Below are 25,792 nucleotides of genomic sequence, written 5' to 3'. Positions count from 1 at the left end.
TGTTAAACGCCAGAGCGCTCATTCTGAATACTCACCCTAAGGTTCTTATGAGCCGTAAATGAAGAAATGCTGAAGCACGTGAAGGTTCTGTAAACCCTGAAGAATTCCTGTTACCGTTTTTTCTTCAGTTGTTCTTCATGCACTGTTGATACAGTTACCAATGTGAAAATTCTACTAATTGAAGACGACCTGGATCTCGGCAATGGCGTGCGTATCGCCCTTGCAGATCAAGGATTTGATGTCATATGGGTACGCCGCAAAGAGGATGCGCTGCATCAGCTTGGGATCTGCGTGCCGGAACTTATTTTGCTCGACCTGGGGCTGCCCGATGGCGATGGCATGAGCCTGATGACGCGCCTGCGTCAACAGCTTAAGGGCGTCCCTGTCATCATCCTGACGGCGCGAGGCACGCTACAGGACCGCCTGTGCGGGCTGGATGCAGGTGCAGACGATTATCTGGTCAAACCTTTTGTTCTCGCCGAACTGCTGGCGCGCGTGAGAGCCCTTGCGCGGCGCAGTTACGGTTTTGAAAATGAGGCAATAGAAATTCGCGGTTTGTCGCTTCATATTCCGACGCGTCGCGTAACGGTGAGCGCACGCCACGTTGAGCTGACGGCAAGCGAATATGCGCTGCTTGAAACGTTAATGCTGCGCGCCGATCGCGTGCTTACGCGACGGTATCTGGAAGAAAGGATATTTGGCACGAAAGAAAACCTCAGCAACGCGCTTGACGTGCATATGGGTAACCTGCGGCGAAAAATTGGCGATGGCTTTGTGCGAACGGTAAGAGGCGTTGGGTATGTCATCGATACCGTACCCGTTCAGAAGGCAGCAGGTTGATGCGTAATTTTTGGCACCACCTCCGGCTTCCCACGCTGGTCAGGCGAATGCTGGTCGCCCAGATGCTGCTGCTTACGTTGCTCTGGTGTCTCTTTTTAACCTTCATTTTGCTGGAAGACCTGCGTAGCCCTCCCATACTGACGGGCAGTGAGACTTATGAAACCCTGTTTTCCCTGGTAGAGAGCATGGACGATCGTCCGCAGGCGCGTGATGCTGTGCTGGCAGCGTTCAGCAAGGCGCTGCGGGAGGGCTATGGCGGCGGCGAAGATCCGGAGCTGTCCATCAACCTCATTGTTCGCAAGAATAACGAGATTATTTTTTCTTCGGATGGTGCGCCAACGGGGGTAAAAAATAGCCGTCTGGGGGTCATGCAGCATGTCCAGAGTGAGGACCATACATGGACGAGCCGTACCCTCAAATCCGCGCACTCCGACGTGGAAGTCACCCTTTTTACCCCTGCCGGTAGCTGGAATTTCTTTATCTATCTGAACTCGCGCGGCTACTACGTCATGCCGCTGATGATATGCATCCCTTTTCTTCTGTTCCCCGCGTGGCTGTCCATCCGCATCGCGATGCGCCCCTGGAACAAGGTGGTGAATGAAATTTCATTGCGCACGCCGGACGATCTCTCGCCTTTAAAAGCCGTCCCCAGACACAGGGAGCTTCGCCAGACAGTCGACGCGATTAATGACTTTCTGGCCAGGGTGCGGGAAAGCGCCGAAAGGGAAAGAATGTTTATTGCCGATGCCGCACACGAACTGCGTACGCCTCTGGCCGCGATGCGGATCAACGTCGAGGCGTTGCAGTCCTGGGTCATCAGCGAAAGCCAGCAGGAGCTGCTTGCGGGCATTGTTCGCAGCAATAGCCGTGCTGCGCGTCTCGTCAATCAGCTTCTGCTGATGATGCACAGCGAAGCGCACATCAGCACGGTGATGTCGCCTGTGCCGCTGACGACGCTTATTCAGGAGCGAATGGCTGCCCTGGAACCGCTGGCGTCCGGGCGCAGAATTGAGTTTGAATTCATCGCCGATGATGAAATCCATATCACAGGCATTCGGGAACGTCTGGTATCGCTGATCGACAATTTAATTGAGAATGCCGTGAAGTACAGCCCTGAGGGTGGACGCATTGAGGTACAACTGCAATCGCGTGATAAGTCCGCTCAGCTGCGCGTCTCAGACGCGGGTCCCGGCATTCCGGTTGAATTGCGGGAGCGTGTGTTCGACAGGTTCTTCCGCGATCCTAATCAGACCCAAAGCGGGAGCGGACTGGGGCTTGCCATCGTCAAAGCCGTTACGCAACAACACAACGGCAGGGTCAATCTGAGTACGTCAGCCGAAGGCGGTCTTATGGTGACCGTTGATTTCCCGAATCCGGCGTTCGCATGAACGTAAACGCGGCGCTACACGTCCTGACATGTGTCAGCGCAGCGTTACTTCACGTATGCCGCAGATTGCTTCAATAAAATTACCGTATTTGTTATATTGTTACTTACTGATTATTCACCTCTGCGGTGCCAAAAAGAACAAGATTCACCGCAACCCAGGACAGAAAAATGTTAGATTACCGCTTCCCGACAGCTTTGCAGATGGTTCTCAGCGTAGCGATGGCGGAGCAATCGGGTGAACGTTCGACGAGTGCAATCCTGGCTTACGGCCTGGAAGCGAATCCGAGCTTTATCCGCAAATTAATGGTTCCTCTCGCCCGCGACGGCATTATCGTCTCCACGCTTGGCCGCAACGGCTCTATTCACCTTGGCCGCCCGGCGGAAGAGATTACCCTGCGTGATATCTACCTTTCCGTCACTGAAGATAAAAAGCTGTGGGCGTCCCGTCCTGACGTCCCGGCCCGCTGCGTGGTCAGCGCCAACGCCTGCTGGTACTTCAAATCAATCGCTGATGAAGCGGAGCAGGCTTCGTTAGCGGTTTTAGCGCGCCATACCGTCGCCAGCGCGCTGGAAGAGGTGAAAAAAGCCGATACCAGCGGGTGCGATCCGGTGCCGGAACTCTGCACACAGCATAAAAAAGCGCCCTAATCCTGACAGACTGCGAAAAAAAAGCCGCCTTCATTGTGAAGGCGGCTTTTTGCTATCTGCTACGTCCTACGCAGGCAACACCTCTCTTTCCGCTTTACCGCGCGTCACGAACTTACGCAGCGTCACGTAAAAGACCGGCGTCAGGAACAGACCAAACAGCGTCACACCCAGCATCCCGGCGAACACGGTGATCCCGGTGACGCCGCGCACTTCTGCCCCTGCCCCGTGACCAAGGATCAGTGGAATGGTCCCGGCAATAAAGGCGATAGAGGTCATTACAATCGGGCGTAGACGCAGGCGGCACGCTTCCAGCGCGGCCTCCATAATGCCTTTGCCCTGAATTTCCAGCTCGCGGGCAAACTCCACTATAAGAATCGCGTTTTTACAGGCCAGCCCCATCAGTACCACCAGCCCTACCTGCACGAAGACGTTGTTATCGCCCCCGGTCAGCCAGACGCCGAACAGCGCGGAGAGCATCGTCATCGGCACGATGAGGATCACCGCCAGGGGCAGCGTCCAGCTTTCATACAGCGCCGCCAGCACCAGGAACGCCAGCAGCACCGCGACCGGGAAGACGATCAGCGCCGTGTTGCCCTGGGTGGCCTGCTGGAAGCTCAGGTCCGTCCATTCAATATTCATCCCGTTCGGCAGGATCTGCTTAGACATACCGTCCAGTTGCGTCATCGCCTGCGCGGAAGAGAGCACGCGCGGGTCAGCATCGCCAATCAGATCCGCCGCCGGGTAGCCGTTGTAGCGGATCACCGGGTCCGGACCGTAGGTGGTCGTGATTTTCACCATACTGCCAATCGGCACCATTTCACCCTGACTATTACGGGTGCGTAAATTCGCGATATCTTCCACGCTGTCGCGGAACTGCCCGTCGGCCTGTGCCATTACGCGCCAGGTGCGACCGAACTGGTTGAAGTCATTCACATAAGACGAGCCCAGATAGGTTTGCAGCGTCCCGAAGAGATCGGTGAGCGACACGCCCTGCGCTTTCGCCTTATCACGGTCAACCTGTACATCCAGCTGCGGAACGTTTGCCTGGTAGGTTGAGATAGGGAAATGCATCCCCGGCGTCTGCATAATCGCCCCGGACATGGTGTTCACCGCGTTTTGCAGCGCGCCATAGCCCAGACCAGCACGATCCTGAATGTACAGCGAATAGCCCGATCCCTGGCCCAGACCTAAAATCGGCGGCGGCAGAATCGAGAAGCCAAAGCCCTGCTGGATTTGCGCGATTTTCGCGTTGATCTCCGCGTTTATTTCCGCCGCAGTATGTTTACGCTGGTCGAAAGGCTTCAGGCCAAAGAAGACCGTCCCGGTGTTCGGCGTATTGGTGAACTGGAGCGCATTCAGGCCAGGAAACGCGACCGCATAATCCACGCCTTCGGTATTCATCCCGATTTCGCTCATTTTGCGGATCACCGCATCGGTGCGCGCCAGCGACGAGCCTTCCGGCATTTTCACGCCGCCGATCAGGTACAGCTTATCCTGCGTCGGAATAAACCCGCCGGGAACGGCTTTAAACATCACGCCCGCAGCGCAAAGCAGCAGCAAATAAACCACGAACACTGCCCCGCGTCGGCCGAGCGTTTTGCCCACCAGCCCCTGATAGCCAGTCGAGCTGCGGTGGAAAAAGCGGTTAAACGGACGGAAAATCCAGCCGAACAGACGATCGATAAGCCGGGTCGGGAAATCTTTCGGGGCGCCATGCGGCTTCAACAGCAGCGCGGCCAGCGCTGGCGAGAGCGTCAGCGAGTTGATCGCGGAGATCACCGTGGAAATGGCTATCGTTACCGCAAACTGCTTGTAGAACTGACCGGTCACGCCGGAGAGGAACGCCATCGGAACGAACACCGCACACAGCACCAGCGCAATGGCAATAATCGGTCCGGACACTTCACGCATCGCCTGATGCGCTGCCGCAAGTGGGGCGAGCCCCTCTTCGATATTTCGTTCGACGTTTTCCACCACCACGATGGCATCGTCCACCACGATACCAATCGCCAGCACCAGCCCGAACAGGCTCAGGGTATTCAGCGAAAAGCCCAGCAGGTAGAGAATACTGAACGTGCCCACTACCGATACCGGCACCGCAATCAGCGGGATTATCGACGCGCGCCAGGTTTGCAGGAACAGGATCACCACCAGCACGACCAGCACCACCGCTTCCAGCAGCGTTTGCACCACCGCGCGGATCGAGTCGCGTACAAACACCGTCGGGTCGTAAGGCGCCGCCCATTTCATATCGTCCGGGAATCGTGTGGACAGTTCGTCCATTTTGGCGCGTACCGCGTTAGACAGATCGATGGCGTTTGCCCCCGGCGACTGGAAGATACCAATCCCGACCGCGTCTTTATTGTTCAACTGGGAGCGCAGCGCGTAGCTGCCGGACCCCATCTCGACACGCGCCACGTCGCGCAGTCGGACGACCGTACCATCCTGCGTGGTTTTCAGGACAATGTTGCCGAACTCGTCTTCGGTATGCAGGCGGCCCTGGGCGTTAATGGAGATCAGGAAATCGCTCTCTTTCGGCAGCGGCTCGGCGCCAAGCTGCCCGGCGGACACCTGCACGTTCTGCTCCTGCATCGCCGTGACCACGTCCGAAGCGGTCAGCCCGCGGGCCGCGACCTTGTTCGGGTCCAGCCAGACGCGCATCGCGTATTCACCCGAGCCGAAAATCTGAATCTGCCCCACGCCGGGCAGACGCGCCAGCTCGTCCTTCACCTTCAGCGTGGCGTAGTTACGCATATACAGTGAATCGTACTTACCGCCAGGCGAAAACAGATGCACCACCAGCGTCAGCGTTGGCGACTGTTTCTGAGTCGTGATGCCCAGACGCCGCACGTCTTCCGGCAGACGCGCTTCGGCCTGCGCGACGCGGTTTTGCACCTGAACCTGCGCCTGATCCGGGTCGGTGCCCGGACGGAAGGTGACGGTAGTCACCAGCACGCCGTCGGAGCCCGCGACGGATTTCATGTACATCATGTTCTCAACGCCGTTGATCGCCTCTTCCAGCGGCGTCGCCACGGTCTCGGCAATCACTTTCGGGTTGGCGCCCGGGTACTCGGCGCGCACCTGCACGCTTGGCGGCACGACGTCAGGGTATTCGCTCACCGGCAGCAGCGGGATGGCGATTAATCCTGTGATAAAAATCAGAATCGACAGTACGGCGGCAAAAATCGGCCTGTCGATGAAAAAACGGGAAAAGTCCATGGATTGGATTCTCAGGTAAGGGATCAGTTGAGGGCGGCGCTGGCGGTCATGGCAACGGTTTTCGCGTTAACCGGCATACCCGGCATAAACACTTTTTGTAAACCATCGACGATGACTTTATCCCCGGGATTCAGCCCCTGCTGTACGATACGTAAACCGTCGGCCAGACGCCCGGGCGTAATGTCGCGGCGCTGCGCTTTCCCGTCTTTATCCACGATATAGACATATTTACGATCCTGATCGGTCAGCACCGCCTTATCGTCAACAAGCGTGGCTTTAAATTCCGCACTGCCCGGCAGACGCACGCGGGCAAAGAGTCCAGGCGTGAACTGACGCTGTGAGTTATCCAGCAGCGCGCGCATGCGGATCGTTCCGGTACCCGGTGTGAGCTGGTTATCCAGGAAATCCACTTTGCCCTGATGGGGATAGCCCTCCTCGCCCGTCAGGCCAATCTCCACCGGCAGCGCCGCATGATCGCCGGACACCCGCTGCCCGCTGCGGGCCAGGTTCTGATAGTGAAGGTAGGTTGACTCGTCCACGTCGAAGTAGACATAAACCGTTTTCTGCGAGACCAGGGTGGTGAGCACGCTGGCGCTGTCGCCCGCCGTCACCAGGTTACCGCTGGTGATCAGCGCCCGGCTGGCGCGACCGTCGATAGGCGCGGTCACTTTGGTGAAGTCGAGGTTAAGTTGCGCAGCGTCTACCGCCGCCTGCGCGGCGCGAATATCGGCCTGCGCCTGGGTAGCGGCGGAACGGCGCTGCTCCCACTCTTCGCGGGACACCACGTTGGTATTGACTAATTTATCGGTACGGTTAGCCTCGCTTCGCGCCAGACTGGCCTGCGTTTTGGCTCTCGCCAGGTTCGCCTGCGCCTGTTCCAGCGCGGCGCGATAGGTTCGGTCATCAATCGTGAACAGCACCTCGCCTTTTTTCACCTCCTGGCCGTCGGTGTAATTCACTTTCTCAATGTAGCCGGAGACGCGCGGACGCAGCTGAACGCTTTCCACCGCTTCAATGCGACCGTTAAAGCTGTCCCACTGGCTAATGGATTTCACCACCACGTCAGCAGCGCTGACAACGGGCGCTTGCGGCGCGGCATTTTGCGCGACGCTGTCATCGCACCCGACGAGAAGCGCGGAGAGTAAAACCACCCCCATCGCGCTCAGATGAAAGTTACCCCAGGTTTTTTGCAGGCTCATTATTTTTATTCCGGTTATTGTAGCCGCCGGGCAAGACGCAGCGGGAGGCGCCGCGCCACTTCCTTTGTCCGGTAGCTGGCTGAAGGCCATTTGTGTCGTTCATCGCCACAAAACTGTAACAGTTGCGAATACACTATCGCGGCGATTGTAGGAAGGCGCTTAATTAAGTGCAAGAATAATTGTTGCACTTTATGTGCTATTTGCGGCGAAGATAAATCACGCGTTTTGAGAAGGGATTTAAATGCAACAATAAAACTTGCAATTAATGTAAAAACGGGTCACCTTTAAGTGCAACAAACAAAGATGCTTTTTAATGCGTGGCGTAGGGGGAAGCAAAATGAACACGGGTGCATTCATTCACGATTTACTCGACTGGATCGACAACAACCTCGATAGCCGTCTGGACATTGAAACCGTCTCCAGGCGAGCCGGCTATTCGAAATGGCACCTCCAGCGGCTTTTCAAAGAACATACCGGCTCCCCTCTCGCCGAATATATTCGCGCGCAAAAGCTGCAAAAATCGGTTGAGCGCCTGGCCCACAGCGATGAACCGATTCTGAACGTGGCGATCGCGCTGGGCTTTGACTCTCAGCAGTCCTTCAACCGCAGCTTTAAGCGTCAGTATGGTCAGGCACCCGGCGCATGGCGACGCAGTATCGGCTGCCGTGAATCGCGGCAGATGAGCCAGTAGTTCACCGCCGGGCCGGATATCGGCCAAAAAGAAAAACCCTCTGTAAACAGAGGGTTTTATCAGTCTTACCTGCTTATAACTTCGCAGGAAAGGTTATGGGCTTACTCCCACTCGATCGTCGCCGGTGGCTTGCCGCTGATGTCATACACCACGCGGGAAATGCCGTTCACTTCGTTGATGATGCGGTTAGACACGCGGCCTAAGAAGTCATACGGCAGGTGCGCCCAGTGCGCGGTCATGAAGTCGATGGTTTCCACCGCACGCAGGGAGACTACCCAGTCGTACTTACGGCCATCGCCCATCACGCCGACCGAGCGAACCGGCAGGAACACGGTGAACGCCTGGCTCACTTTGTTGTACAGGTCAGCTTTGTGCAGCTCTTCGATGAAGATCGCGTCCGCGCGACGCAGCAGGTCGCAGTACTCTTTCTTCACTTCGCCCAGCACGCGTACGCCGAGACCCGGGCCCGGGAACGGGTGACGGTAGAGCATGTCGTACGGCAGACCCAGTTCCAGGCCAATCTTACGCACTTCGTCTTTGAACAGCTCACGCAGTGGCTCAACCAGGCCCATCTTCATCTCTTTCGGCAGGCCGCCCACGTTGTGGTGAGATTTGATGACGTGTGCTTTACCGGTAGCGGAGGCCGCTGACTCGATCACGTCAGGGTAGATGGTGCCCTGCGCCAGCCATTTCACATCTTCCAGCTTCAGCGCTTCTTCGTCGAACACTTCCACGAACACGCGACCGATGATTTTACGTTTCGCTTCCGGATCGTTCTCGCCTTTCAGCGCGTCCAGGAAGCGCTGCTCGCCTTCCACGTGAACGATGTTCAGACCGAAGTGGTCGCCAAACATGTCCATAACCTGCTGGGCTTCGTTCAGACGCAGCAGACCGTTGTCCACGAAGACGCAGGTCAGGTTTTTACCGATGGCGCGGTGCAGCAGCATCGCGGTTACGGAGGAGTCCACGCCGCCGGAGAGGCCGAGGATCACTTTGTCATCACCAACCTGCTGGCGGATACGCTCCACGGCATCGTCGATGATTTTTGCCGGGGTCCACAGGGCTTCACACTGGCAGATGTCACGCACGAAGCGCTCCAGCATGCGCATACCCTGACGGGTGTGGGTCACTTCCGGGTGGAACTGCACGCCGTAGAAACGTTTTTCTTCGTTCGCCATGATGGCGAACGGGCAGCTTTCAGTGCTGGCAACGGTCACGAAGTCAGACGGGATAGCGGTGACTTTGTCGCCGTGGCTCATCCACACGTCCAGCAACGGTTTGCCGTCTGCGGTCAGGGAGTCTTCGATACCGCGAACCAGCGCGCTGTCGGTGACGACTTCAACCTGTGCGTAGCCGAACTCACGCTCGTTAGAGCCTTCTACGTGGCCGCCCAGCTGCATCGCCATGGTCTGCATGCCGTAGCAAACGCCGAACACCGGTACGCCCGCTTCGAACACGTACTGCGGCGCACGCGGGCTGTTCTCTTCGGTGGTGCTTTCCGGGCCGCCGGACAGGATGATACCGCTTGGATTGAACTCGCGAATCTGTGCTTCCGTGACATCCCACGCCCACAGCTCACAGTAAACGCCCAGCTCACGCACGCGGCGCGCCACCAGCTGAGTGTACTGAGAACCAAAGTCCAGGATGAGAATGCGATGTTTATGAATGTTTTCCGTCATTGACGCTAATTCCGAGGCAAGTGAAACAAAACAAAGCGCCCGGCATTGAGCCGGGCGCGGAAATTTATCAGGAGCCCAGACGGTAGTTCGGGGACTCTTTGGTGATCGTCACGTCGTGAACGTGGCTCTCCTGGATACCCGCACCGCTGATGCGTACGAATTCCGCTTTGGTACGCAGCAGGTCAATGGTACCACAGCCGGTCAGACCCATACAGGAGCGCAGGCCGCCCATCTGCTGGTGAATGATCTCTTTCAGTCGGCCTTTATACGCCACACGGCCTTCAATACCTTCCGGCACCAGTTTGTCTGCGGCGTTATCGGTCTGGAAGTAACGGTCAGAGGAACCTTTAGACATCGCGCCCAGGGAGCCCATACCGCGGTAGGATTTATAAGAACGCCCCTGGTAGAGTTCGATTTCACCCGGGGATTCTTCGGTACCGGCCAGCATGGAGCCCACCATCACGGCTGCGGCACCTGCGGCGATCGCTTTGGCGATGTCGCCAGAGAAACGGATACCGCCGTCCGCGATGACCGGAATACCGGTACCTTCCAGCGCTTCAACCGCGTCAGAAACCGCCGTGATCTGCGGCACGCCTACGCCGGTGACGATACGAGTGGTACAGATAGAGCCAGGGCCGATACCCACTTTCACCGCGCTGCAACCCGCTTCCGCCAGCGCGCGAGCGCCTGCGCCGGTTGCTACGTTACCGCCGATGATCTGGAGATCCGGGTATTTAGCACGGGTTTCACGAATACGTTGCAGAACGCCTTCGGAGTGGCCGTGGGAGGAGTCAATCAGCAGCACGTCAACGCCCGCAGCAACCAGCGCGTCAACGCGCTCTTCGTTACCCGCACCTGCGCCAACCGCAGCGCCGACGCGCAGACGGCCATGCTCGTCTTTACAGGCGTTCGGTTTACGTTCTGCTTTCTGGAAATCTTTAACGGTGATCATGCCGCGCAGGTGGAAGTTCGCGTCCACTACCAGCGCTTTCTCAACGCGTTTTTCGTGCATTTTCGCCAGCACCACGTCGCGGGTTTCGCCTTCACGCACGGTCACCAGACGCTCTTTTGGCGTCATGTAGACGCTGACAGGCTGGTTCAGGTCAGTCACGAAACGCACGTCACGACCGGTAATGATACCCACCAGTTCGTTGTCTTCAGTGACTACCGGATAGCCTGCGAAGCCGTTACGTTCGGTCAGGGCTTTCACTTCGTGCAGCGTGGTGGTTGGCAGAACGGTCTGAGGATCGGACACGATACCGGATTCATGCTTCTTCACGCGGCGAACTTCTTCCGCCTGACGCTCGATAGACATGTTTTTGTGGATAAAGCCAATGCCGCCTTCCTGTGCCAGGGCGATAGCCAGACGCGCTTCAGTCACGGTGTCCATTGCTGCGGAGAGCATAGGAATGTTCAGACGAATGGTTTTCGTCAACTGCGTGCTGAGGTCGGCAGTATTCGGCAGAACGGTGGAGTGAGCGGGAACGAGGAGGACGTCGTCAAACGTCAGTGCTTCTTTAGCGATACGTAGCATGGGCAATATCTCTGACCTGGGTGGTTAAATATTGCCGTGGCATTATACAGAGCGTAACCGATTGCATCCACACTTTTTTGAAAAAAATGCTTGCGCTCACCTCTCAGCAGGTTACTATCGACTGAATAACTTGCTGATTTAGAATTTGATCCCGCTCACATGTTATCCTCTCAATCCCCCTCAATTTATACTGTCAGCCGCCTTAATCAGACGGTACGTTTGCTGCTTGAGCAGGAAATGGGACAGGTCTGGATCAGCGGTGAAATCTCTAACTTCACGCAGCCTGCTTCCGGTCACTGGTACTTTACGCTGAAAGACGACACCGCTCAGGTGCGCTGCGCGATGTTCCGCAACAGCAACCGTCGCGTGACGTTCCGTCCTCAGCATGGCCAGCAGGTTCTGGTTCGCGCCAACATTACCCTGTATGAGCCGCGCGGCGATTATCAGATTATCGTCGAGAGCATGCAGCCCGCGGGCGAAGGCTTGCTGCAACAGAAGTACGAGCAGCTCAAAGCCATGCTTTCGGCTGAGGGATTGTTCGACCAGCAGTTTAAAAAGCCCCTGCCCTCACCCGCTCACTGCGTTGGGGTCATTACCTCGAAAACCGGTGCGGCCCTGCACGATATTTTGCACGTTCTGAAGCGCCGTGACCCTTCCCTGCCCGTCATTATTTACCCAACTGCCGTTCAGGGTGACGATGCGCCGGGGCAGATCGTGCGCGCGATTGAACTGGCAAATGCCCGTCAGGAGTGTGATGTATTAATCGTTGGGCGCGGCGGCGGCTCGCTGGAAGACCTTTGGAGCTTTAACGACGAGCGCGTGGCGCGGGCAATCTTTGCCAGCCTTATCCCGGTGGTAAGTGCCGTCGGTCACGAAACGGATGTGACGATAGCGGATTTTGTCGCGGATTTACGCGCGCCCACGCCGTCCGCGGCGGCAGAGGTAGTCAGCCGTAACCAGCTGGAGCTGCTGCGTCAGATCCAGAACGGGCAGCAGCGCCTGGAGATGGCGATGGACTACTTCCTCGCCAACCGTACCCGCCGCTTTACCCAGCTTCACCATCGTCTGCAACAGCAGCATCCGCAATTGCGTCTGGCGCGTCAGCAAACCGTGCTGGAACGTCTGCGTCAGCGGATGAACTTCGCGCTGGATAACCAGCTTAAGCGGGCGGTATCTCGCCAGCAGCGCGTCACGCAGCGTCTGAACCAGCAAAACCCGCAGCCGAAGATTTATCGCGCACAAACGCGTATCCAGCAGCTTGAGTTCCGCCTCGCGGAAAATATCCGCTCACGCCTGAGCACCACGCGCGAGCGTTTCGGCAATGCGGTCACCCATCTGGAAGCCGTCAGCCCGCTCTCCACGCTGGCTCGCGGCTATAGTGTGACCACCGCGACGGACGGCAAAGTGCTGAAACAAACGAAACAGGTTAAAGCCGGGGATGTGCTCACCACCCGGCTTTCTGACGGCTGGGTCGAGAGTGAGGTGAAAGAGATCAAACCGGTGAAAAAAACGCGCCAGCGTAAAAGCGGATAAATCTTCGCCGGTTACAAACTATACTGCTGCTATTGCCTTTTTTAATAAGGAGAGCAGCATGCCCCATTTTCATAGCGTCATCCCTCCGTATATTCTTCGCCGTATTATCGAAAGCGGTTCTGAGCCGCAGCAGCGCTGCGCCCGTCAGACCTTAACCCACGTCCAGACGCTGATGGCCCATATGCCGGGCAAACCCGCCGCGCCGCATGTGAATAAAGCCGGTCAGCTTGAGCGTGACATCTACGATGCGAAACAGACCCAGGAGCTGCCGGGTAACCAGGTGCGCTATGAAGGCCAGCCCTCCAACGGCGATGTGGCGGTGGATGAAGCGTACGATTATCTGGGTATCACCCATGATTTCTTCTGGAAAGAATATCAGCGCGATTCGCTCGATAACAAAGGGCTGATCCTCACCGGCACCGTGCACTATGGCCGGGAATATCAGAACGCCTTCTGGAACGGCCAGCAGATGGTCTTTGGCGACGGTGACGGAGAAATCTTCAACCGCTTCACCATTGCCATCGACGTGGTGGCGCATGAGCTGAGCCACGGCGTGACCGAGACCGAAGCCGGACTGATCTATTTTGAACAGTCGGGCGCGCTGAACGAGTCGCTGTCAGACGTGTTTGGCTCGCTGGTGAAGCAATACCATCTTAAGCAAACCGCCGATAAAGCAGACTGGCTGATTGGCGAGGGTCTGCTGGCGGAGGGTATCAACGGGAAAGGGCTACGTTCCATGTCTGAACCCGGTACCGCCTACGACGATCCGCTGCTCGGCAAAGACCCGCAGCCCGCGCACATGAAAGACTTCATCAAAACGCGCGAGGATAACGGCGGCGTGCATCTTAACTCCGGCATCCCCAACCGCGCGTTTTACCTGGCCGCAACGGCGATCGGTGGCTACGCCTGGGAAAAAGCGGGTTATGCCTGGTACGACACGGTTTGCGATCGCAACCTGGCGCAGGATGCGGATTTTGATGCCTTTGCAAAACTGACGATCGCGCACGGCGAGAAACGCTCCGGTAGCGACGTTGGGGCGGCCATTAAACAAGCCTGGGAACAGGTGGGAGTACTGTAAATGCAGGTTCCGGAACTGACGGATGACGCCGTGGTTGAGCTGGCCCGGGAAGGCGGCGTCGCCTTTATCCCTAAGCTGAGCGGCCAGCGCACCATTGCGCTCTCCTCGCTTAATGAGGCCCAGCGCCAGCGCCTGGTGAGCATTCTTGAGCAGGCTTTCCCGCGCGGCCAGCCGCCCGGGCAAGCCTCTTCCCCCGGCAGCGGTGACCAGCGCTATTTCCGCATCCAGATTATCTGGACCGGCCAAAATCAGGCGCACTACGCCGATATCATCGTGCTGGTACCCGAGCAGGAAGCACCCGAGTCGCTGGTGGAACTGTGGCAGAAAGGTGAAGGCTGCGTGTGCGATTAACCTTCAGCCCGAACAAACTCCACGCGTTTTTTAGAGATAAGACCGTGGCCGTTCTGGCAAAAATAGTCCACCGCACCGCAGGCTTTTAGTACCTGGAGTGGCTGATGACACTCCGGGCAGCGGGCTTCGAGCGCGATATCTTTATTACAATTTTCGCAGTGCGCTACCCCGTTCAGGGGCTCCAGCGGTGTCTGGCAATCCGGGCAGGTAATCGTCATGGTGACTCCTTCAAAGCGTTCAGGTCTGCGATAATTTTACCACGTCGCGTTCAGTGCGGGCCACGCAACTGTTGCTGTAAGGTCAGCAGCAGCGTCACCTCCTCGACCCTGCGGCGCGTCGTGCGGCTCACCTGGTGCGGATCCCGTTCAAAGAGACTTTTTGCTCCCAGAATATGCTCCGCAAGGCAATGCTCGTAGATCGTACCGGGAATATGCCAGCGCTGAATTTCTTTACCCTTAATCAGCTCCAGCACATCTTCTGCGCCGCGTCGGTCGTGGCTGACGATGCGCCCGTCGCGCAAATGGAAGCGTAATCCCTTTTGCCCGCCCGCTGGCCCCGCGTATTTGTTAAGCCAGATGTCCACCGGCACGCCGCTGATGCTTCCCTGCAAATGCGCCTCGCCTTCCGCCGTGGTCAGATCGCCCGTTGCGATTTCGCGGCCCAGGCGGTCTTTTGCTGTCACCACCTGCAACGTCATATCGTCACTGCCGCCCAGGTAAAGCACCGTTTCACGCAGCATCGCCAGCACGTGCGTACCGATATCCAGAATCACACCATCTGGATGGCGAAGCGTTCGCGCGTCTGGCTCGCCGGTGGCGAAGTTGAGCGCAATGGGCTCTCCTTCGGCGTTATACCCGCTTGGCTCCTGCAAAAAGCCTTCGATTTTGACGATGTCAGAAATATGAGCGACCAGTGATTGCTTTACGCTATCGAGACGCGCCATCCAGTGATCGAGCGCCAGCACGCGGTCGGCGGCTCCCGGTTGAGCCAGCAGCGCTTTCAGTTTTTCAATTTGGGGCAGCGTGGCGACAATCGGTTTTTCTACCACAATACGCGACGCGGGTGAGGCCAGCGCCTGCTCAAGTACCTCGAGGTGGTACAGGGAGGAAGTGGTGATAAACAGGGTATCCAGCGGGTGGGAAAGAAGTTCACCGAGCGACGCGCAACGTGTGACCCCTTCAGGCTGCTTCTCGGGATGAATATCAAAACCTAAACAGCGCGGAGTATCAGGAAAAAGATTTCGTATTGCCGGTAAGTAAGCCGTTTCAACCACAGCACCAAGCCCAACAAACCCTAACAGCATGTTCTTACCTCGTTAAGTCAATTGCCGGGGCATAACGCCACCCCGGCAAGGTCGAGGTTTATCAGGCGTTAGCGGCCGGTTTAGTCTGCGCATTTTCCAGCATGCGGCGCACCGGAACAATGAGGACGATCAGCACCGCAGCACAAATCAGCAGCGCAATGGAGCAACGGGCAAAGAGGTCTGGCAGCATATCCAGCTGGTCGGCCTTCACGTGACCACCAATCAGCCCCGCAGCCAGGTTACCCAGCGCACTGGCGCAGAACCACAGGCCCATCATCTGGCCGCGCATTCTCTCCGGCGCCAGCAGGGTCATGGTCGCCAGACCAATCGGACTCAGGCACAGTTCCCCGAGCGTCAGCATCAGGATACTGCCCACCAGCCAGAACGGAGAAACCCCTGCCCCACCGTTGCTCAGCACGTTCTGCGCCGCCAGCATCATCAGGCCAAAGCCCGCCGCCGCGCACAGAATACCGATCACGAACTTGGTGATGCTGCTCGGACGAATGTTTTTGCTCGCCAGCTTCGGCCATGCCCAGCTAAATACCGGGGCCAGCAGAATGATGAACAGGGCATTGATCGACTGGAACCACACCGCCGGGATCTCAAAATCACCGATCATGCGGTTAGTGTAGTCGTTGGCGAACAGGTTGAAGGAGGTTGGCTTCTGCTCGAACGCGGACCAGAAGAACGCGGCGGAGACCAGCAGAATAAAGCACACCAGCAGCCTTGCGCGCTCTTTGCGATTCAGCCCGGCGAAGATGAACAGATAGATGAAGTAGAGCGCGACGGAGGCGGCAATCACATACACCAACACGCTGGCGACCGCGACCGGATTAATCACAATCACGCCCTGGGCAATCAACGTTACGATGAGTGCAACACCCACAGCCAGCGCCAGCAGCCAGGCACCCACGCCGTTACGTTTCACTACCGGACTGTTCCAGGTGGAGTCCAGACCGACTTCACTGTCGTAGCGCTTCATGGCCGGAACGGCAAACACGCGGAAGATAATCAGGGCGACCAGCATCCCGATACCACCGATACCAAAGCCCCAGTGCCAGCCGTGGGTTTTAATCAGCCAGCCGGAAATCAGAGGGGCAATGAACGAGCCCATGTTGATGCCCATATAGAACAGCGAGAAACCGCCGTCACGACGCGCATCGCCTTTTTTATACAGGGTGCCGACCATGACCGAGATACAGGTCTTGAACAGGCCGGAGCCGAGCACGATAAACATCAGGCCGATGAAGAACAGGTTGTCGCCCATGATGGCCGACAGGGCGATCGACAGGTGCCCGAGCGCAATCAAAATCGAACCGTACCAGACGGCCCGCTGCTGGCCGAGCCAGTTATCCGCCAGCCAGCCGCCCGGCAGCGCAGCGAGGTACATGGTGCCGGCAAAGATGCCGACAATCGCCGAGGCGTTTTCACGCGCCAGGCCCATCCCGCCGTCATAGACGGTGGCGGCCATAAACAGAATCAGTAGCGGGCGAATACCGTAAAACGAAAAACGCTCCCACATCTCGGTGAAGAACAGCGAACCGAGCGGATAAGGATGGCCGAAGAAGGTTCGGCTCTCTTTTTGATTAACAGAGGATTGCATAATTCTCCCGAAAAGGTATGTGTCGTGCTTGTAAACACCAGCATGTACGCCGAACGGTTACGTATCCGATCGATTTTTTACATGCGGCGAAATGTTGGTTAACCATTTGATAACCAGGCGCTAGTTTTGTCTAGTACCGAACCCTGGACTTTAAGACGAAAATTCGATGATTGTCTACTTTCTTAGATATAAACATGGTTAAAAGCGAATAGTGATTGACATCACACAGGGAAGGCAGGCCTTTTGAATGGGCGAAAAAAACCCGCGACAGGCGCGGGTTTTAGTGAGTTCGGTAAGAATTATTTGCTTTTCTTAATGTGCTTAATCAAACGCTTACGCTTACGCATCTGGTTCGGCGTCAGGGTGTTGCGTTTATTCGCAAACGGGTTCTCCCCTTCCTTGAACTGAATACGGATAGGCGTACCCATCACGTCCAGCGACTTGCGGAAGTAGTTCATCAGGTAGCGTTTGTAGGAGTCCGGCAGATCCTTCACCTGGTTACCGTGGATCACCACGATAGGCGGGTTATACCCCCCGGCGTGAGCATATTTCAGCTTCACGCGACGACCGCGCACCAGCGGCGGTTGGTGGTCTTCAGCAGCCATGTTCATGATACGGGTCAGCATCGCCGTGCTCTGACGGCGGGTAGAGCTGTCATAGGCTTCACGAACGGATTCGAACAGGTTGCCAACACCACTCCCGTGCAGGGCAGAGATGAAGTGAACGCGGGCAAAGTCGATAAAGCCCAGACGGAAGTCCAGCGTCTCTTTCACCTGCTCGCGCACTTCATTGCTCAGGCCGTCCCACTTGTTGACGACGATAACCAGTGAGCGCCCACTATTGAGGATAAAGCCAAGCAGAGAGAGATCCTGATCGGAGATACCTTCACGTGCGTCGATGACCAGCAGCACCACGTTGGCGTCTTCAATCGCCTGAAGGGTTTTGATCACCGAGAATTTTTCTACCACATCGGTGATTTTCCCGCGCTTACGCACCCCTGCGGTGTCGATAAGTACGTACTCACGTTCATCGCGCTGCATTGGAATGTAAATGCTGTCACGCGTTGTGCCTGGCATATCGTAAACCACCACGCGCTCTTCACCGAGAATACGGTTAGTAAGCGTAGACTTACCTACGTTTGGGCGACCCACGATAGCCAGCTTGATAGGCAGATCCTGCGGGTTGAAGTCGTCTTCCGGCTCTTCCTCGCCTTCCTCTCCGGCTTCAAACTGCGCCCAGTATTCAGCGTCCTCGTCCACCTCTTCCGGCGGGTTTACTTCATCAACCCACGGCAGCAGCACGGTTTCCAGCAGGCTGGTGACGCCACGACCATGCGAGGCCGCGATAGGATAAATATCGCCCAGACCTAAAGACCAGAAATCCGCAACAGCCTGATCGGCATCGATGCCGTCAGTTTTGTTCGCCACCAGGAAGGTAGGCTTTTCGCGTGAACGCAGATGTTTAGCAATAGCAGAATCCGCGGGCATCAGGCCAGCGCGAGCATCCACCATAAACAGAACCACATCCGCTTCTTCGATAGCCAGCAGAGATTGCTCTGCCATGCGGGTTTCTACGCCGTCTTCCGTACCGTCAATACCCCCGGTATCGATACAGATGAACTCGCGTCCTTCCACCTCTGCACGACCGTACTTACGGTCACGCGTCAGCCCCGGGAAATCCGCAACCAGCGCATCACGGGTGCGTGTTAAACGGTTAAAAAGAGTGGATTTTCCAACGTTAGGGCGCCCGACAAGCGCGACCACAGGTACCATGTTTGAAGCCTCATAAAATTCAAAATAACGTCGCTTTCGCAGCGTTTTTAAAAATGTCAAAACGGCTCCTGAGTGAACAGGAGCCGTTTAGTATACTACAACCGCCGTGTAATTAACGCGTGATCGCGTACAGCGTGCCGTCTTTTGCCTGAATCAGCAGTTTGCCGTCAGCCACAACGGGCTCCGTCAGGAAGCCTGAGCTATCCACTTTCTGCTGTGCCACGAAGCGACCATTCTCTGGATCGATCCAGTGCATATAGCCTTCGCTGTCGCCCACCACCAGGCTGCCGTTATACAGTGCCGGTGCTGTCAGCAGACGGTGCAGCAGATCGCTCTGCGTCCACAGCGTCACGCCACCTTCGGTGCTCAGCGCCAGCAGACGGTCGTTCTGATCCACCATATAAATACGGTTGCCGTCGACGATGAAATCGTTCACGGAACCCAGCTCACGTTTCCACATGATCTGGCCGCTACGCAGGTCCAGCGCCGTCAGGTTGCCGTTGTACGCCAGCGCGTAAACCACACCGTCGACGATAACTGGCGTGGTGTCCACGTCACTCAGACGGTCAATTTCAGTTGAACCGGTCGCCTGGGAAATACGCTGCTGCCAGATCATCTGGCCCTGCTGCATCAGTACCGCGCTGACACGGCCGTTGTCACCGCCCACAATGGCGGCGCCAAAGGCGGTCGCCGGAGCAGATTCACCACGCAGAGACAGCGCTGGCATATCCAGGTTAACCGTCCATTTTACCAGACCATCGGCTTCGTTCAGCGCCTGCAACTGGCCGTTGCTGGTATGGATCAGCACCAGGCCGTCGCTGACAACCGGACGCGACAAGGATTCACCGGCAACGGTGGTCTGCCATGCAACCGAACCGTCGCTGGCATTCAGCGCGTAAACCTGCGCTTTTTCGCTGCCCACATACACGTGACCGCCAGCAACGGTCAGGCCGCCAGAAAGCAGTGCAGGTTTACGGGAGAACCAGCCGTCTTTTTCCGCCAGGTTAATGGACCACACTTCTTTTCCGTCATCAGCGTTCAGCGCTTTAACGGTGCCTTTGCGATCGGCCGCATAGACAACGCCGTCAGCAAATGCCGGGTGCAGGTTGGAATAAAAATCGCCAATACCATCACCCACGGAGGTGTCCCAGGCGGTGGATGGGGTGAACTGGTTTTCAACCGTCGGCAGCGGGGACATTTTAACAACGTCTTCTTCGCCACTGAACAGTGAACAACCACTCAATAACGTAACAGAAAGCAGTCCTGGCAGAAGTAATTTACGCAATTGCATTGGGTCCCTCTCAGACGGACAAATTATTTATTTTCATCTGCATCATTTCGCTCAGCGCAGGTGAAGCTTTACTATCCACGCCAGCTTGCCACGCTTTACGCGCGCCCGCTTTATCACCTTTACTCAGCAGTGCTTCACCGCGAAGATCGGCAACAATAGCGGCAAAGCCTTCGCCTTTGATGGTATCAAGCGTTTTCAGCGCGTCGTCGGCTTTTTTCTGCTGAACCTGGATACGCGCCAGACGCAGATTGATCACCGCTTTCAGATTTTCGTCACTGGCAGCAGCAAGCCCCTGAGACAGTTGCGCAGCGGCTTTGTCCAGTTCGTTTTTATCAACATACTGCTGAGCCACTTCCAGCGCAGCCAGGGCGCCGTAGGTGTTTTTGTTGTCAGCGGCAAATTTCTCCGCAGCTGTCAGCGTTTGCGGCTGATCGGCACGGATTGCGCTAACGGTATTTTCGTAGTTCAGGGACGAACCGCGAGCAGAGTCAGCCTGATGATTGTTCCAGTAACGCCAGCCTACCAGCGCACCAACACCTAAAATAACCCCTACAACCAGTGCCTTGCCGTTTTCAGCAAAGAAGCGCTTAACCGCATCAACCTGGTCGTGTTCGTTCTCGTAAATTTCCACGCAGTCCTTCTCCTTAGCCCAATAGAGTGCGCAAGTGCGCCGCAACGCCATCCTGCGTTACCGTAGTTTGCTCACCAGAGCGCAGGTCTTTGACTACCACTTCGCCGTTGGCCACTTCGGACTCACCCAGCACCAGTGCGATACTTGCGCCCCACTTATCGGCACGAGCAAACTGTTTTTTAAAGTTGCCGCCGCCGTGGTTGGTCATCAGCTTAACGTCCGGCAGCGCATCGCGCACGCGTTCGGCAAGCTGCATCGCCGCAGACTGCGTATCCGCACCTGAGGCCACCAGGTATATATCGACAACAGGATCGGCTTTAAATTCCGGATTAACTGCCTGAACCAGCAAAACAAGTCGCTCAAGGCCCATCGCGAAGCCTACAGCCGGTGCTGCGCGACCACCCAGTTGTTCGACCAGACCGTCATAACGACCGCCGGCACAGACGGTGCCCTGCGAACCGAGGCTGGTGGTGACCCACTCAAATACGGTGCGGTTGTAGTAGTCCAGACCGCGCACCAGACGCTGGTTAACGGTATAAGCAATGCCCGCCGCTTCAAGCAGCTTGCACAGGCCGGCAAAGTGTTCGCGGGAATCCTCATCCAGGTAGTCACCCAGCGCTGGCGCATCGTTCAGCAGCGCCTGTACGTCAGGATTTTTGGAATCGAGTACGCGCAGCGGGTTGCTGTACATACGACGCTTACAGTCTTCGTCGAGCTTCTCTTTGTGCTGTTCCAGGAACGCCACCAGCGCATCGCGATAGTTCGCACGCGCTTCCAGAGAACCGATAGAGTTCAGCTCCAGGGAAACGTGCTCAGAAATACCGAGCGCACGCCACCAGCGGGCAGTAAGCATAATCAGTTCGGCATCAATATCTGGTCCTTGCAGACCAAACACTTCCACGCCAAGCTGGTTGAACTGACGGTAGCGGCCTTTTTGCGGACGTTCGTGGCGGAACATCGGGCCGATATACCACAGGCGCTGCTCCTGATTGTACAGGAGACCATGTTCGATGCCGGCGCGTACGCAACCCGCCGTCCCCTCAGGACGCAGAGTCAGGCTGTCGCCGTTGCGGTCCTCAAAGGTGTACATCTCTTTTTCAACCACGTCGGTTACTTCGCCGATCGCGCGTTTGAATAACGGGGTCTGCTCTACAATCGGCAAACGAATTTCGCTGTAACCGTAGCTGCCGAGCACCTGCTTCAGTGTGCCTTCAATGCGCTGCCAGATGGCGGTTTCGCCAGGCAGATAATCGTTCATGCCGCGGATGGCTTGAATGTTTTTTGCCACGTTTATTCTCTTTCTATATACAAAAAAGAACCCAAAGAATGGGTTCAATCATACATGGGAAGCAGCCTGCTTCCCATCACGTTATTTTTCAACCTGCTGAACGCTGATGCGCTTCGCTTCGTCCATCATCGTCGCTTTCGCGCGAATCCGGGCTTCGAGCTGGTCGATCATATCACTATTATCCAGACGATCTTTACGAACGCCATCTTCATAGAGACCACTTTTCTTGTTACCGCCGGTCACGCCCAGCGTGGACACCAGCGCTTCACCCGGACCGTTCACCACGCAGCCGATGATGGAAACGTCCATCGGGGTGATGATGTCTTCCAGGCGCTGCTCCAGAGCATTCACGGTGCCGATCACGTCAAACTCCTGACGTGAACAGGTTGGGCAGGCAATGAAGTTGATCCCACGCGCGCGGATACGCAGTGATTTCAGGATGTCGAAACCGACTTTGATCTCTTCCACCGGATCGGCGGCCAGGGAGACGCGTAACGTGTCGCCGATGCCTTCAGAGAGCAGCAGGCCGAGACCAATCGCCGATTTTACCGAACCGCTGCGCAGACCGCCCGCCTCGGTGATCCCAAGGTGGAGCGGCTGATCGATCTGTTTTGCCAGCAGACGATACGATTCAACGGCCAGGAAGACGTCAGACGCTTTCACGCTCACTTTAAACTGATCGAAGTTAAGGCGATCCAGATGATCGACGTGACGCATTGCGGATTCGAGCAGCGCCTGCGGCGTCGGCTCACCGTACTTTTCCTGGAGATCTTTTTCCAGAGAGCCAGCGTTCACGCCGATACGGATTGGAATGTTTTTGTCGCGGGCGCAGTCAACCACCATGCGAATGCGCTCTTCGTTGCCGATGTTGCCTGGGTTAATACGCAGGCAATCGACACCATATTCAGCGACTTTCAGCGCGATACGGTAATCGAAGTGAATATCGGCAACCAGCGGAACGCTCACCTGCTGCTTGATCAGTTTGAACGCCTCGGCGGCATCCATGGTCGGTACAGAGACGCGAACAATGTCCGCGCCTACGCGTTCTAATGCTTTGATTTGATTGACCGTCGCTTCTACATCCGTAGTACGCGTATTGGTCATCGACTGGACGGCGATAGGCGCCCCATCGCCGACTGGCACGTTCCCAACGTAAATCCGTTTCGATTTTCTACGTTGAATAGGAGCCTGGTTATGCATGTAAAATCTCCCGCATTGCCCGTCTGTTACTGTGCTGCTGATTGTTCGGCATTAACGGTAAGACGCGCAACCTGGTTAGTTCTGATAAAGCGGCTCAGATCGACAGGTTTTCCTTGATACTGGATCTGTACCGCTGCCGGTGCGCCGATTTTAAGCTTGTAAGGTGCCTGGCCCGTTAGATTTAACGTGCCATCTTTACGTTGCAGGCCGCTGAACAGCTTTTTACCTGTCGCATCAGTCACTTCCAGCCAGCAATCCGCCGTGAAATTCATCACCAGCGCATTCGGGTCAACGGCAGGTGCCGCCGTACCCGCCGGGTCAGTTGGCAGTGACGCCGCGGTGTTATCTGCCGGTGCCGTTGCCGCAGGGGCGGTATCAACATTGGCCTGTGAAGGTGATACGACCGCGTTCTGATCCTGGGTCTGGGTGGCTGGTGCGGTATTCGCCGTCGCTTCTGGCGTCGTCGCTGGCTCGGTTGCAGGCGTGCTGCTTGCTGCCGCCTGAGGTTCGCTGGAGGTCGCAGCTCCTTCGGTGCTCAGCGGCACGCTTTGCGCGCCGTTATTACCAGACTGATTGAGCTCAGCGGAGGACTGATCGGCCATCGTCGTGATCTCTTCCTGCTGCGCTTTGTGGTTTTGCCACCACCATGCGCCCGTCAGGCCGACAACCACGAACAGGACCAGCCAGGTAAAGCTCATCAGCCAGCCATCGCGTTTTTTACGACGTTTACCCAGAGAGAAGCTCTGCATCGGCGCAACTTTTGCCGCACGCACAGGCGCCTGCTTCTCCATCATCGGCAGTAATTCGTCTTCAGGGATATGAACCAGTTTGGCGTAAGAACGGATATAACCGCGCAGAAACGTTGAAGCCAGATCGGCGGGTGCCTTATCTTCTTCAATATCGCGAACGGTGGAAACCTTCAGGCACAGGCGTTCTGCAACGGCTTGCTGGCTGAGTCCGAGTTGTTCACGGGCGTTGCGAAGACGAACGCCAGTGGAGAGTGCTGCATTTTGATCGTGAGTGGCTTCAGTATTCATTCGCTACAACTACTGGTACGTGAAAATAAGGGTTCAGGTGCCGGTGAGTCACAATGCCACCCGCACCGCGAAACTTTAGGTCAGTTAACCTGGAACAAACAGTATAAGACTGTCGGGCCGCAGATGACAGCGCTGGCAGGCCTTCACGCTAAACTGTTGCTACGTCGTTACATACTGCCCGAAAGTCGTATGAAACGCACCGTAATTATTAATCAGTCATAATGATTGTGACTGAATATTCAGTAAATTAATGCTTCACGGCGCAAAAAACGCGCCGTGTCTGCATAATAATCAAACGGTTTTGACCGCGATTGACTCACCCTGCATGCGCTTACGCAGCGTACGTTTGGTACGGTCAATAACGTCACCCGCCAGCTGACCACAGGCTGCGTCGATATCATCGCCACGCGTTTTACGAACGATAGTGGTGAAACCATACTCCATCAGCACTTTTGAGAAGCGATCGATACGGCTGTTCGAGCTACGGCCATACGGCGCGCCCGGGAACGGGTTCCATGGGATCAGGTTGATCTTACATGGCGTATCTTTCAGCAGTTCAGCCAGCTCATGTGCATGTTCGGTACCGTCGTTAACATGATCCAGCATCACGTATTCAATGGTCACGCGGCCCTGGTTCGCGTTGGATTTCTCCAGGTAACGGCGTACGCCAGCCAGGAAGGTTTCGATATTGTACTTTTTGTTGATCGGCACAATTTCGTCACGGATGGCGTCGTTTGGCGCGTGAAGGGAGATGGCCAGCGCAACGTCAATCATGTCGCCCAGTTTGTCCAGCGCAGGCACAACGCCGGAAGTAGAGAGCGTAACGCGGCGCTTGGACAGACCAAAACCGAAATCGTCGAGCATGATTTCCATCGCCGGAACGACGTTGGTCAGGTTGAGCAGCGGTTCACCCATCCCCATCATCACCACGTTGGTGATTGGACGTGTACCGGTGACTTTCGCCGCGCCCACGATTTTCGCGGCACGCCAGACCTGGCCGATGATTTCCGACACGCGCAGGTTACGGTTAAAGCCCTGCTGCGCCGTAGAGCAGAATTTGCACTCCAGCGCACAGCCCACCTGAGAAGAGACGCACAGCGTGGCGCGATCGTCTTCCGGGATATACACGGTTTCAACGCGCTGATCGCCAACGGCAATGGCCCACTTGATGGTGCCATCTGAAGAGCGCTGCTCTTCCACCACTTCCGGTGCGCGGATTTCCGCCACTTCTTTAAGCTTATTGCGCAGCACTTTGTTGATGTCCGTCATGTCATCAAAGTTGTCGCTGCAATAGTGGTACATCCATTTCATGACCTGATCGGCACGAAATGGCTTCTCGCCCATCTCTTTAAAGAACTCGCGCATCTGCTGACGGTTCAGGTCCAGCAGGTTAATTTTTCCATTTTTATTGGGAACCGCAGGAATGGCGACTTCGGAGGTATTCACTAATTCAGACATAATTTTTTCCGGCCTCGTTGTTACACGTTGTGGCCCTTGGTGGGTTGAAA

At 56.4% G+C, this 25,792-nt stretch carries 21 protein-coding genes; 7 read left to right on the top strand and 14 right to left on the bottom strand.

Annotation, left to right across the window (positions count from 1 at the left end):
• Positions 1–162: 162 nt before the first annotated feature.
• The 3 genes from SK54_RS08340 to SK54_RS08330 all read left to right on the top strand — a co-directional run bounded on the left by SK54_RS08340 (position 163) and on the right by SK54_RS08330 (position 2,875).
• Positions 163–840, top strand: coding sequence for a response regulator (locus SK54_RS08340; RefSeq protein ID WP_017383516.1), 678 nt, complete (start codon positions 163–165; stop codon positions 838–840).
• The gene (locus SK54_RS08335; RefSeq protein WP_023304202.1) at positions 840–2,228 is read left to right on the top strand and encodes a sensor histidine kinase; all 1,389 of its coding nucleotides are present in this window, start codon (positions 840–842) and stop codon (positions 2,226–2,228) included. Before SK54_RS08340 ends, SK54_RS08335 begins: the two co-directional genes overlap by 1 nt.
• Positions 2,229–2,395: 167 nt before the next feature.
• Complete coding sequence (locus SK54_RS08330) at positions 2,396–2,875, top strand: RrF2 family transcriptional regulator (protein WP_003860591.1); 480 nt, start codon at positions 2,396–2,398, stop codon at positions 2,873–2,875.
• Between the two features lie 66 nt (positions 2,876–2,941).
• Here the strand turns inward: SK54_RS08330 and oqxB are convergent, their stop codons facing one another.
• Together oqxB and SK54_RS08320 are read right to left on the bottom strand one after the other, a co-directional pair.
• Entirely contained in the window at positions 2,942–6,094 is a 3,153-nt protein-coding gene (gene oqxB, locus SK54_RS08325; RefSeq protein ID WP_017692935.1) for a multidrug efflux RND transporter permease subunit OqxB, read from the bottom strand.
• A gap of 23 nt (positions 6,095–6,117) precedes the next feature.
• Positions 6,118–7,293 carry an efflux RND transporter periplasmic adaptor subunit gene (locus tag SK54_RS08320; RefSeq protein WP_023295135.1) on the bottom strand — a complete coding sequence of 392 codons (1,176 nt, stop codon included), beginning with the start codon at positions 7,291–7,293 and terminating at the stop codon, positions 6,118–6,120.
• Positions 7,294–7,630: 337 nt separating this feature from the next.
• Between SK54_RS08320 and SK54_RS08315 the strand changes: the two genes are divergently transcribed.
• Entirely contained in the window at positions 7,631–7,984 is a 354-nt protein-coding gene (locus tag SK54_RS08315) for a helix-turn-helix domain-containing protein (RefSeq protein ID WP_015572178.1), read from the top strand.
• A gap of 101 nt (positions 7,985–8,085) precedes the next feature.
• Here the strand turns inward: SK54_RS08315 and guaA are convergent, their stop codons facing one another.
• Both guaA and guaB read right to left on the bottom strand, forming a co-directional pair.
• Complete coding sequence (guaA, locus tag SK54_RS08310; RefSeq protein ID WP_006811514.1) at positions 8,086–9,663, bottom strand: glutamine-hydrolyzing GMP synthase; 1,578 nt, start codon at positions 9,661–9,663, stop codon at positions 8,086–8,088.
• A gap of 67 nt (positions 9,664–9,730) precedes the next feature.
• Complete coding sequence (guaB, locus tag SK54_RS08305; RefSeq protein ID WP_003860601.1) at positions 9,731–11,197, bottom strand: IMP dehydrogenase; 1,467 nt, start codon at positions 11,195–11,197, stop codon at positions 9,731–9,733.
• Between the two features lie 159 nt (positions 11,198–11,356).
• On the opposite strand from guaB, the gene xseA reads away from it, so the two are divergent.
• From xseA to SK54_RS08290, 3 genes are read left to right on the top strand one after another with little or no spacing between them, the layout of a single operon-like run.
• A complete protein-coding gene (gene xseA / locus SK54_RS08300; protein ID WP_032654466.1) occupies positions 11,357–12,730 on the top strand; it encodes an exodeoxyribonuclease VII large subunit in 1,374 nt (457 codons plus the stop codon).
• A 58-nt stretch (positions 12,731–12,788) separates the two neighbouring features.
• On the top strand, positions 12,789–13,808 hold the full coding sequence (locus SK54_RS08295; RefSeq protein ID WP_048247031.1) for a M4 family metallopeptidase: 1,020 nt from the start codon (positions 12,789–12,791) through the stop codon (positions 13,806–13,808).
• A complete protein-coding gene (locus SK54_RS08290; protein WP_006811517.1) occupies positions 13,809–14,159 on the top strand; it encodes a protealysin inhibitor emfourin in 351 nt (116 codons plus the stop codon). It begins immediately after the preceding gene.
• Here the strand turns inward: SK54_RS08290 and SK54_RS08285 are convergent.
• The 10 genes from SK54_RS08285 to SK54_RS08240 all read right to left on the bottom strand — a co-directional run bounded on the left by SK54_RS08285 (position 14,156) and on the right by SK54_RS08240 (position 25,742).
• A complete protein-coding gene (locus SK54_RS08285; protein WP_017692930.1) occupies positions 14,156–14,377 on the bottom strand; it encodes a zinc ribbon domain-containing protein in 222 nt (73 codons plus the stop codon). The genes SK54_RS08290 and SK54_RS08285 overlap by 4 nt on opposite strands.
• 50 nt (positions 14,378–14,427) lie before the next feature.
• The gene (locus SK54_RS08280) at positions 14,428–15,462 is read right to left on the bottom strand and encodes a Gfo/Idh/MocA family oxidoreductase (RefSeq protein WP_023304207.1); all 1,035 of its coding nucleotides are present in this window, start codon (positions 15,460–15,462) and stop codon (positions 14,428–14,430) included.
• 61 nt (positions 15,463–15,523) lie between these two features.
• Positions 15,524–17,065 carry a peptide MFS transporter gene (locus tag SK54_RS08275; RefSeq protein WP_047719320.1) on the bottom strand — a complete coding sequence of 514 codons (1,542 nt, stop codon included), beginning with the start codon at positions 17,063–17,065 and terminating at the stop codon, positions 15,524–15,526.
• 299 nt (positions 17,066–17,364) lie between these two features.
• Positions 17,365–18,837, bottom strand: a complete 1,473-nt coding sequence (gene der, locus SK54_RS08270) for a ribosome biogenesis GTPase Der (protein WP_022648998.1) — start codon at positions 18,835–18,837, stop codon at positions 17,365–17,367.
• Positions 18,838–18,949: 112 nt separating this feature from the next.
• A complete protein-coding gene (gene bamB / locus SK54_RS08265; protein WP_017383525.1) occupies positions 18,950–20,128 on the bottom strand; it encodes an outer membrane protein assembly factor BamB in 1,179 nt (392 codons plus the stop codon).
• Between the two features lie 10 nt (positions 20,129–20,138).
• Entirely contained in the window at positions 20,139–20,759 is a 621-nt protein-coding gene (locus SK54_RS08260; protein ID WP_017383526.1) for a YfgM family protein, read from the bottom strand.
• Positions 20,760–20,772: 13 nt separating this feature from the next.
• Positions 20,773–22,047 (bottom strand): histidine--tRNA ligase, encoded by a 1,275-nt coding sequence (hisS, locus tag SK54_RS08255; protein WP_022649001.1) that lies wholly within the window; start codon positions 22,045–22,047, stop codon positions 20,773–20,775.
• 81 nt (positions 22,048–22,128) lie between these two features.
• Complete coding sequence (gene ispG, locus SK54_RS08250; RefSeq protein ID WP_017383528.1) at positions 22,129–23,247, bottom strand: flavodoxin-dependent (E)-4-hydroxy-3-methylbut-2-enyl-diphosphate synthase; 1,119 nt, start codon at positions 23,245–23,247, stop codon at positions 22,129–22,131.
• A gap of 26 nt (positions 23,248–23,273) precedes the next feature.
• A complete protein-coding gene (rodZ, locus tag SK54_RS08245) occupies positions 23,274–24,284 on the bottom strand; it encodes a cytoskeleton protein RodZ (protein WP_023304209.1) in 1,011 nt (336 codons plus the stop codon).
• A 291-nt stretch (positions 24,285–24,575) separates the two neighbouring features.
• Positions 24,576–25,742 (bottom strand): dual-specificity RNA methyltransferase RlmN, encoded by a 1,167-nt coding sequence (locus tag SK54_RS08240; RefSeq protein ID WP_003860623.1) that lies wholly within the window; start codon positions 25,740–25,742, stop codon positions 24,576–24,578.
• Positions 25,743–25,792 lie beyond the last annotated feature (50 nt).

Source organism: Enterobacter sp. MGH120 (assembly GCF_001037725.1).
GTDB classification, from domain to species: Bacteria; Pseudomonadota; Gammaproteobacteria; order Enterobacterales; family Enterobacteriaceae; genus Enterobacter; species Enterobacter hormaechei_C.
Note: the sequence above shows the minus strand (reverse complement) of the source record. Positions and strands in the feature narration are given on the sequence as shown.

Bases quoted from the DNA above. Each gene is read 5' to 3' on its own strand.
- SK54_RS08335 (WP_023304202.1), top strand. From the start codon at position 840: ATGCGTAATTTTTGGCACCACCTCCGGCTTCCCACGCTGGTCAGGCGA.
- SK54_RS08330 (WP_003860591.1), top strand. From the start codon at position 2,396: ATGTTAGATTACCGCTTCCCGACAGCTTTGCAGATGGTTCTCAGCGTA.
- oqxB (WP_017692935.1), bottom strand. From the start codon at position 6,094: ATGGACTTTTCCCGTTTTTTCATCGACAGGCCGATTTTTGCCGCCGTA.
- SK54_RS08320 (WP_023295135.1), bottom strand. From the start codon at position 7,293: ATGAGCCTGCAAAAAACCTGGGGTAACTTTCATCTGAGCGCGATGGGG.
- SK54_RS08315 (WP_015572178.1), top strand. From the start codon at position 7,631: ATGAACACGGGTGCATTCATTCACGATTTACTCGACTGGATCGACAAC.
- guaA (WP_006811514.1), bottom strand. From the start codon at position 9,663: ATGACGGAAAACATTCATAAACATCGCATTCTCATCCTGGACTTTGGT.
- guaB (WP_003860601.1), bottom strand. From the start codon at position 11,197: ATGCTACGTATCGCTAAAGAAGCACTGACGTTTGACGACGTCCTCCTC.
- xseA (WP_032654466.1), top strand. From the start codon at position 11,357: ATGTTATCCTCTCAATCCCCCTCAATTTATACTGTCAGCCGCCTTAAT.
- SK54_RS08295 (WP_048247031.1), top strand. From the start codon at position 12,789: ATGCCCCATTTTCATAGCGTCATCCCTCCGTATATTCTTCGCCGTATT.
- SK54_RS08290 (WP_006811517.1), top strand. From the start codon at position 13,809: ATGCAGGTTCCGGAACTGACGGATGACGCCGTGGTTGAGCTGGCCCGG.
- SK54_RS08285 (WP_017692930.1), bottom strand. From the start codon at position 14,377: ATGACGATTACCTGCCCGGATTGCCAGACACCGCTGGAGCCCCTGAAC.
- SK54_RS08280 (WP_023304207.1), bottom strand. From the start codon at position 15,462: ATGCTGTTAGGGTTTGTTGGGCTTGGTGCTGTGGTTGAAACGGCTTAC.
- SK54_RS08275 (WP_047719320.1), bottom strand. From the start codon at position 17,065: ATGCAATCCTCTGTTAATCAAAAAGAGAGCCGAACCTTCTTCGGCCAT.
- der (WP_022648998.1), bottom strand. From the start codon at position 18,837: ATGGTACCTGTGGTCGCGCTTGTCGGGCGCCCTAACGTTGGAAAATCC.
- bamB (WP_017383525.1), bottom strand. From the start codon at position 20,128: ATGCAATTGCGTAAATTACTTCTGCCAGGACTGCTTTCTGTTACGTTA.
- ispG (WP_017383528.1), bottom strand. From the start codon at position 23,247: ATGCATAACCAGGCTCCTATTCAACGTAGAAAATCGAAACGGATTTAC.
- rodZ (WP_023304209.1), bottom strand. From the start codon at position 24,284: ATGAATACTGAAGCCACTCACGATCAAAATGCAGCACTCTCCACTGGC.
- SK54_RS08240 (WP_003860623.1), bottom strand. From the start codon at position 25,742: ATGTCTGAATTAGTGAATACCTCCGAAGTCGCCATTCCTGCGGTTCCC.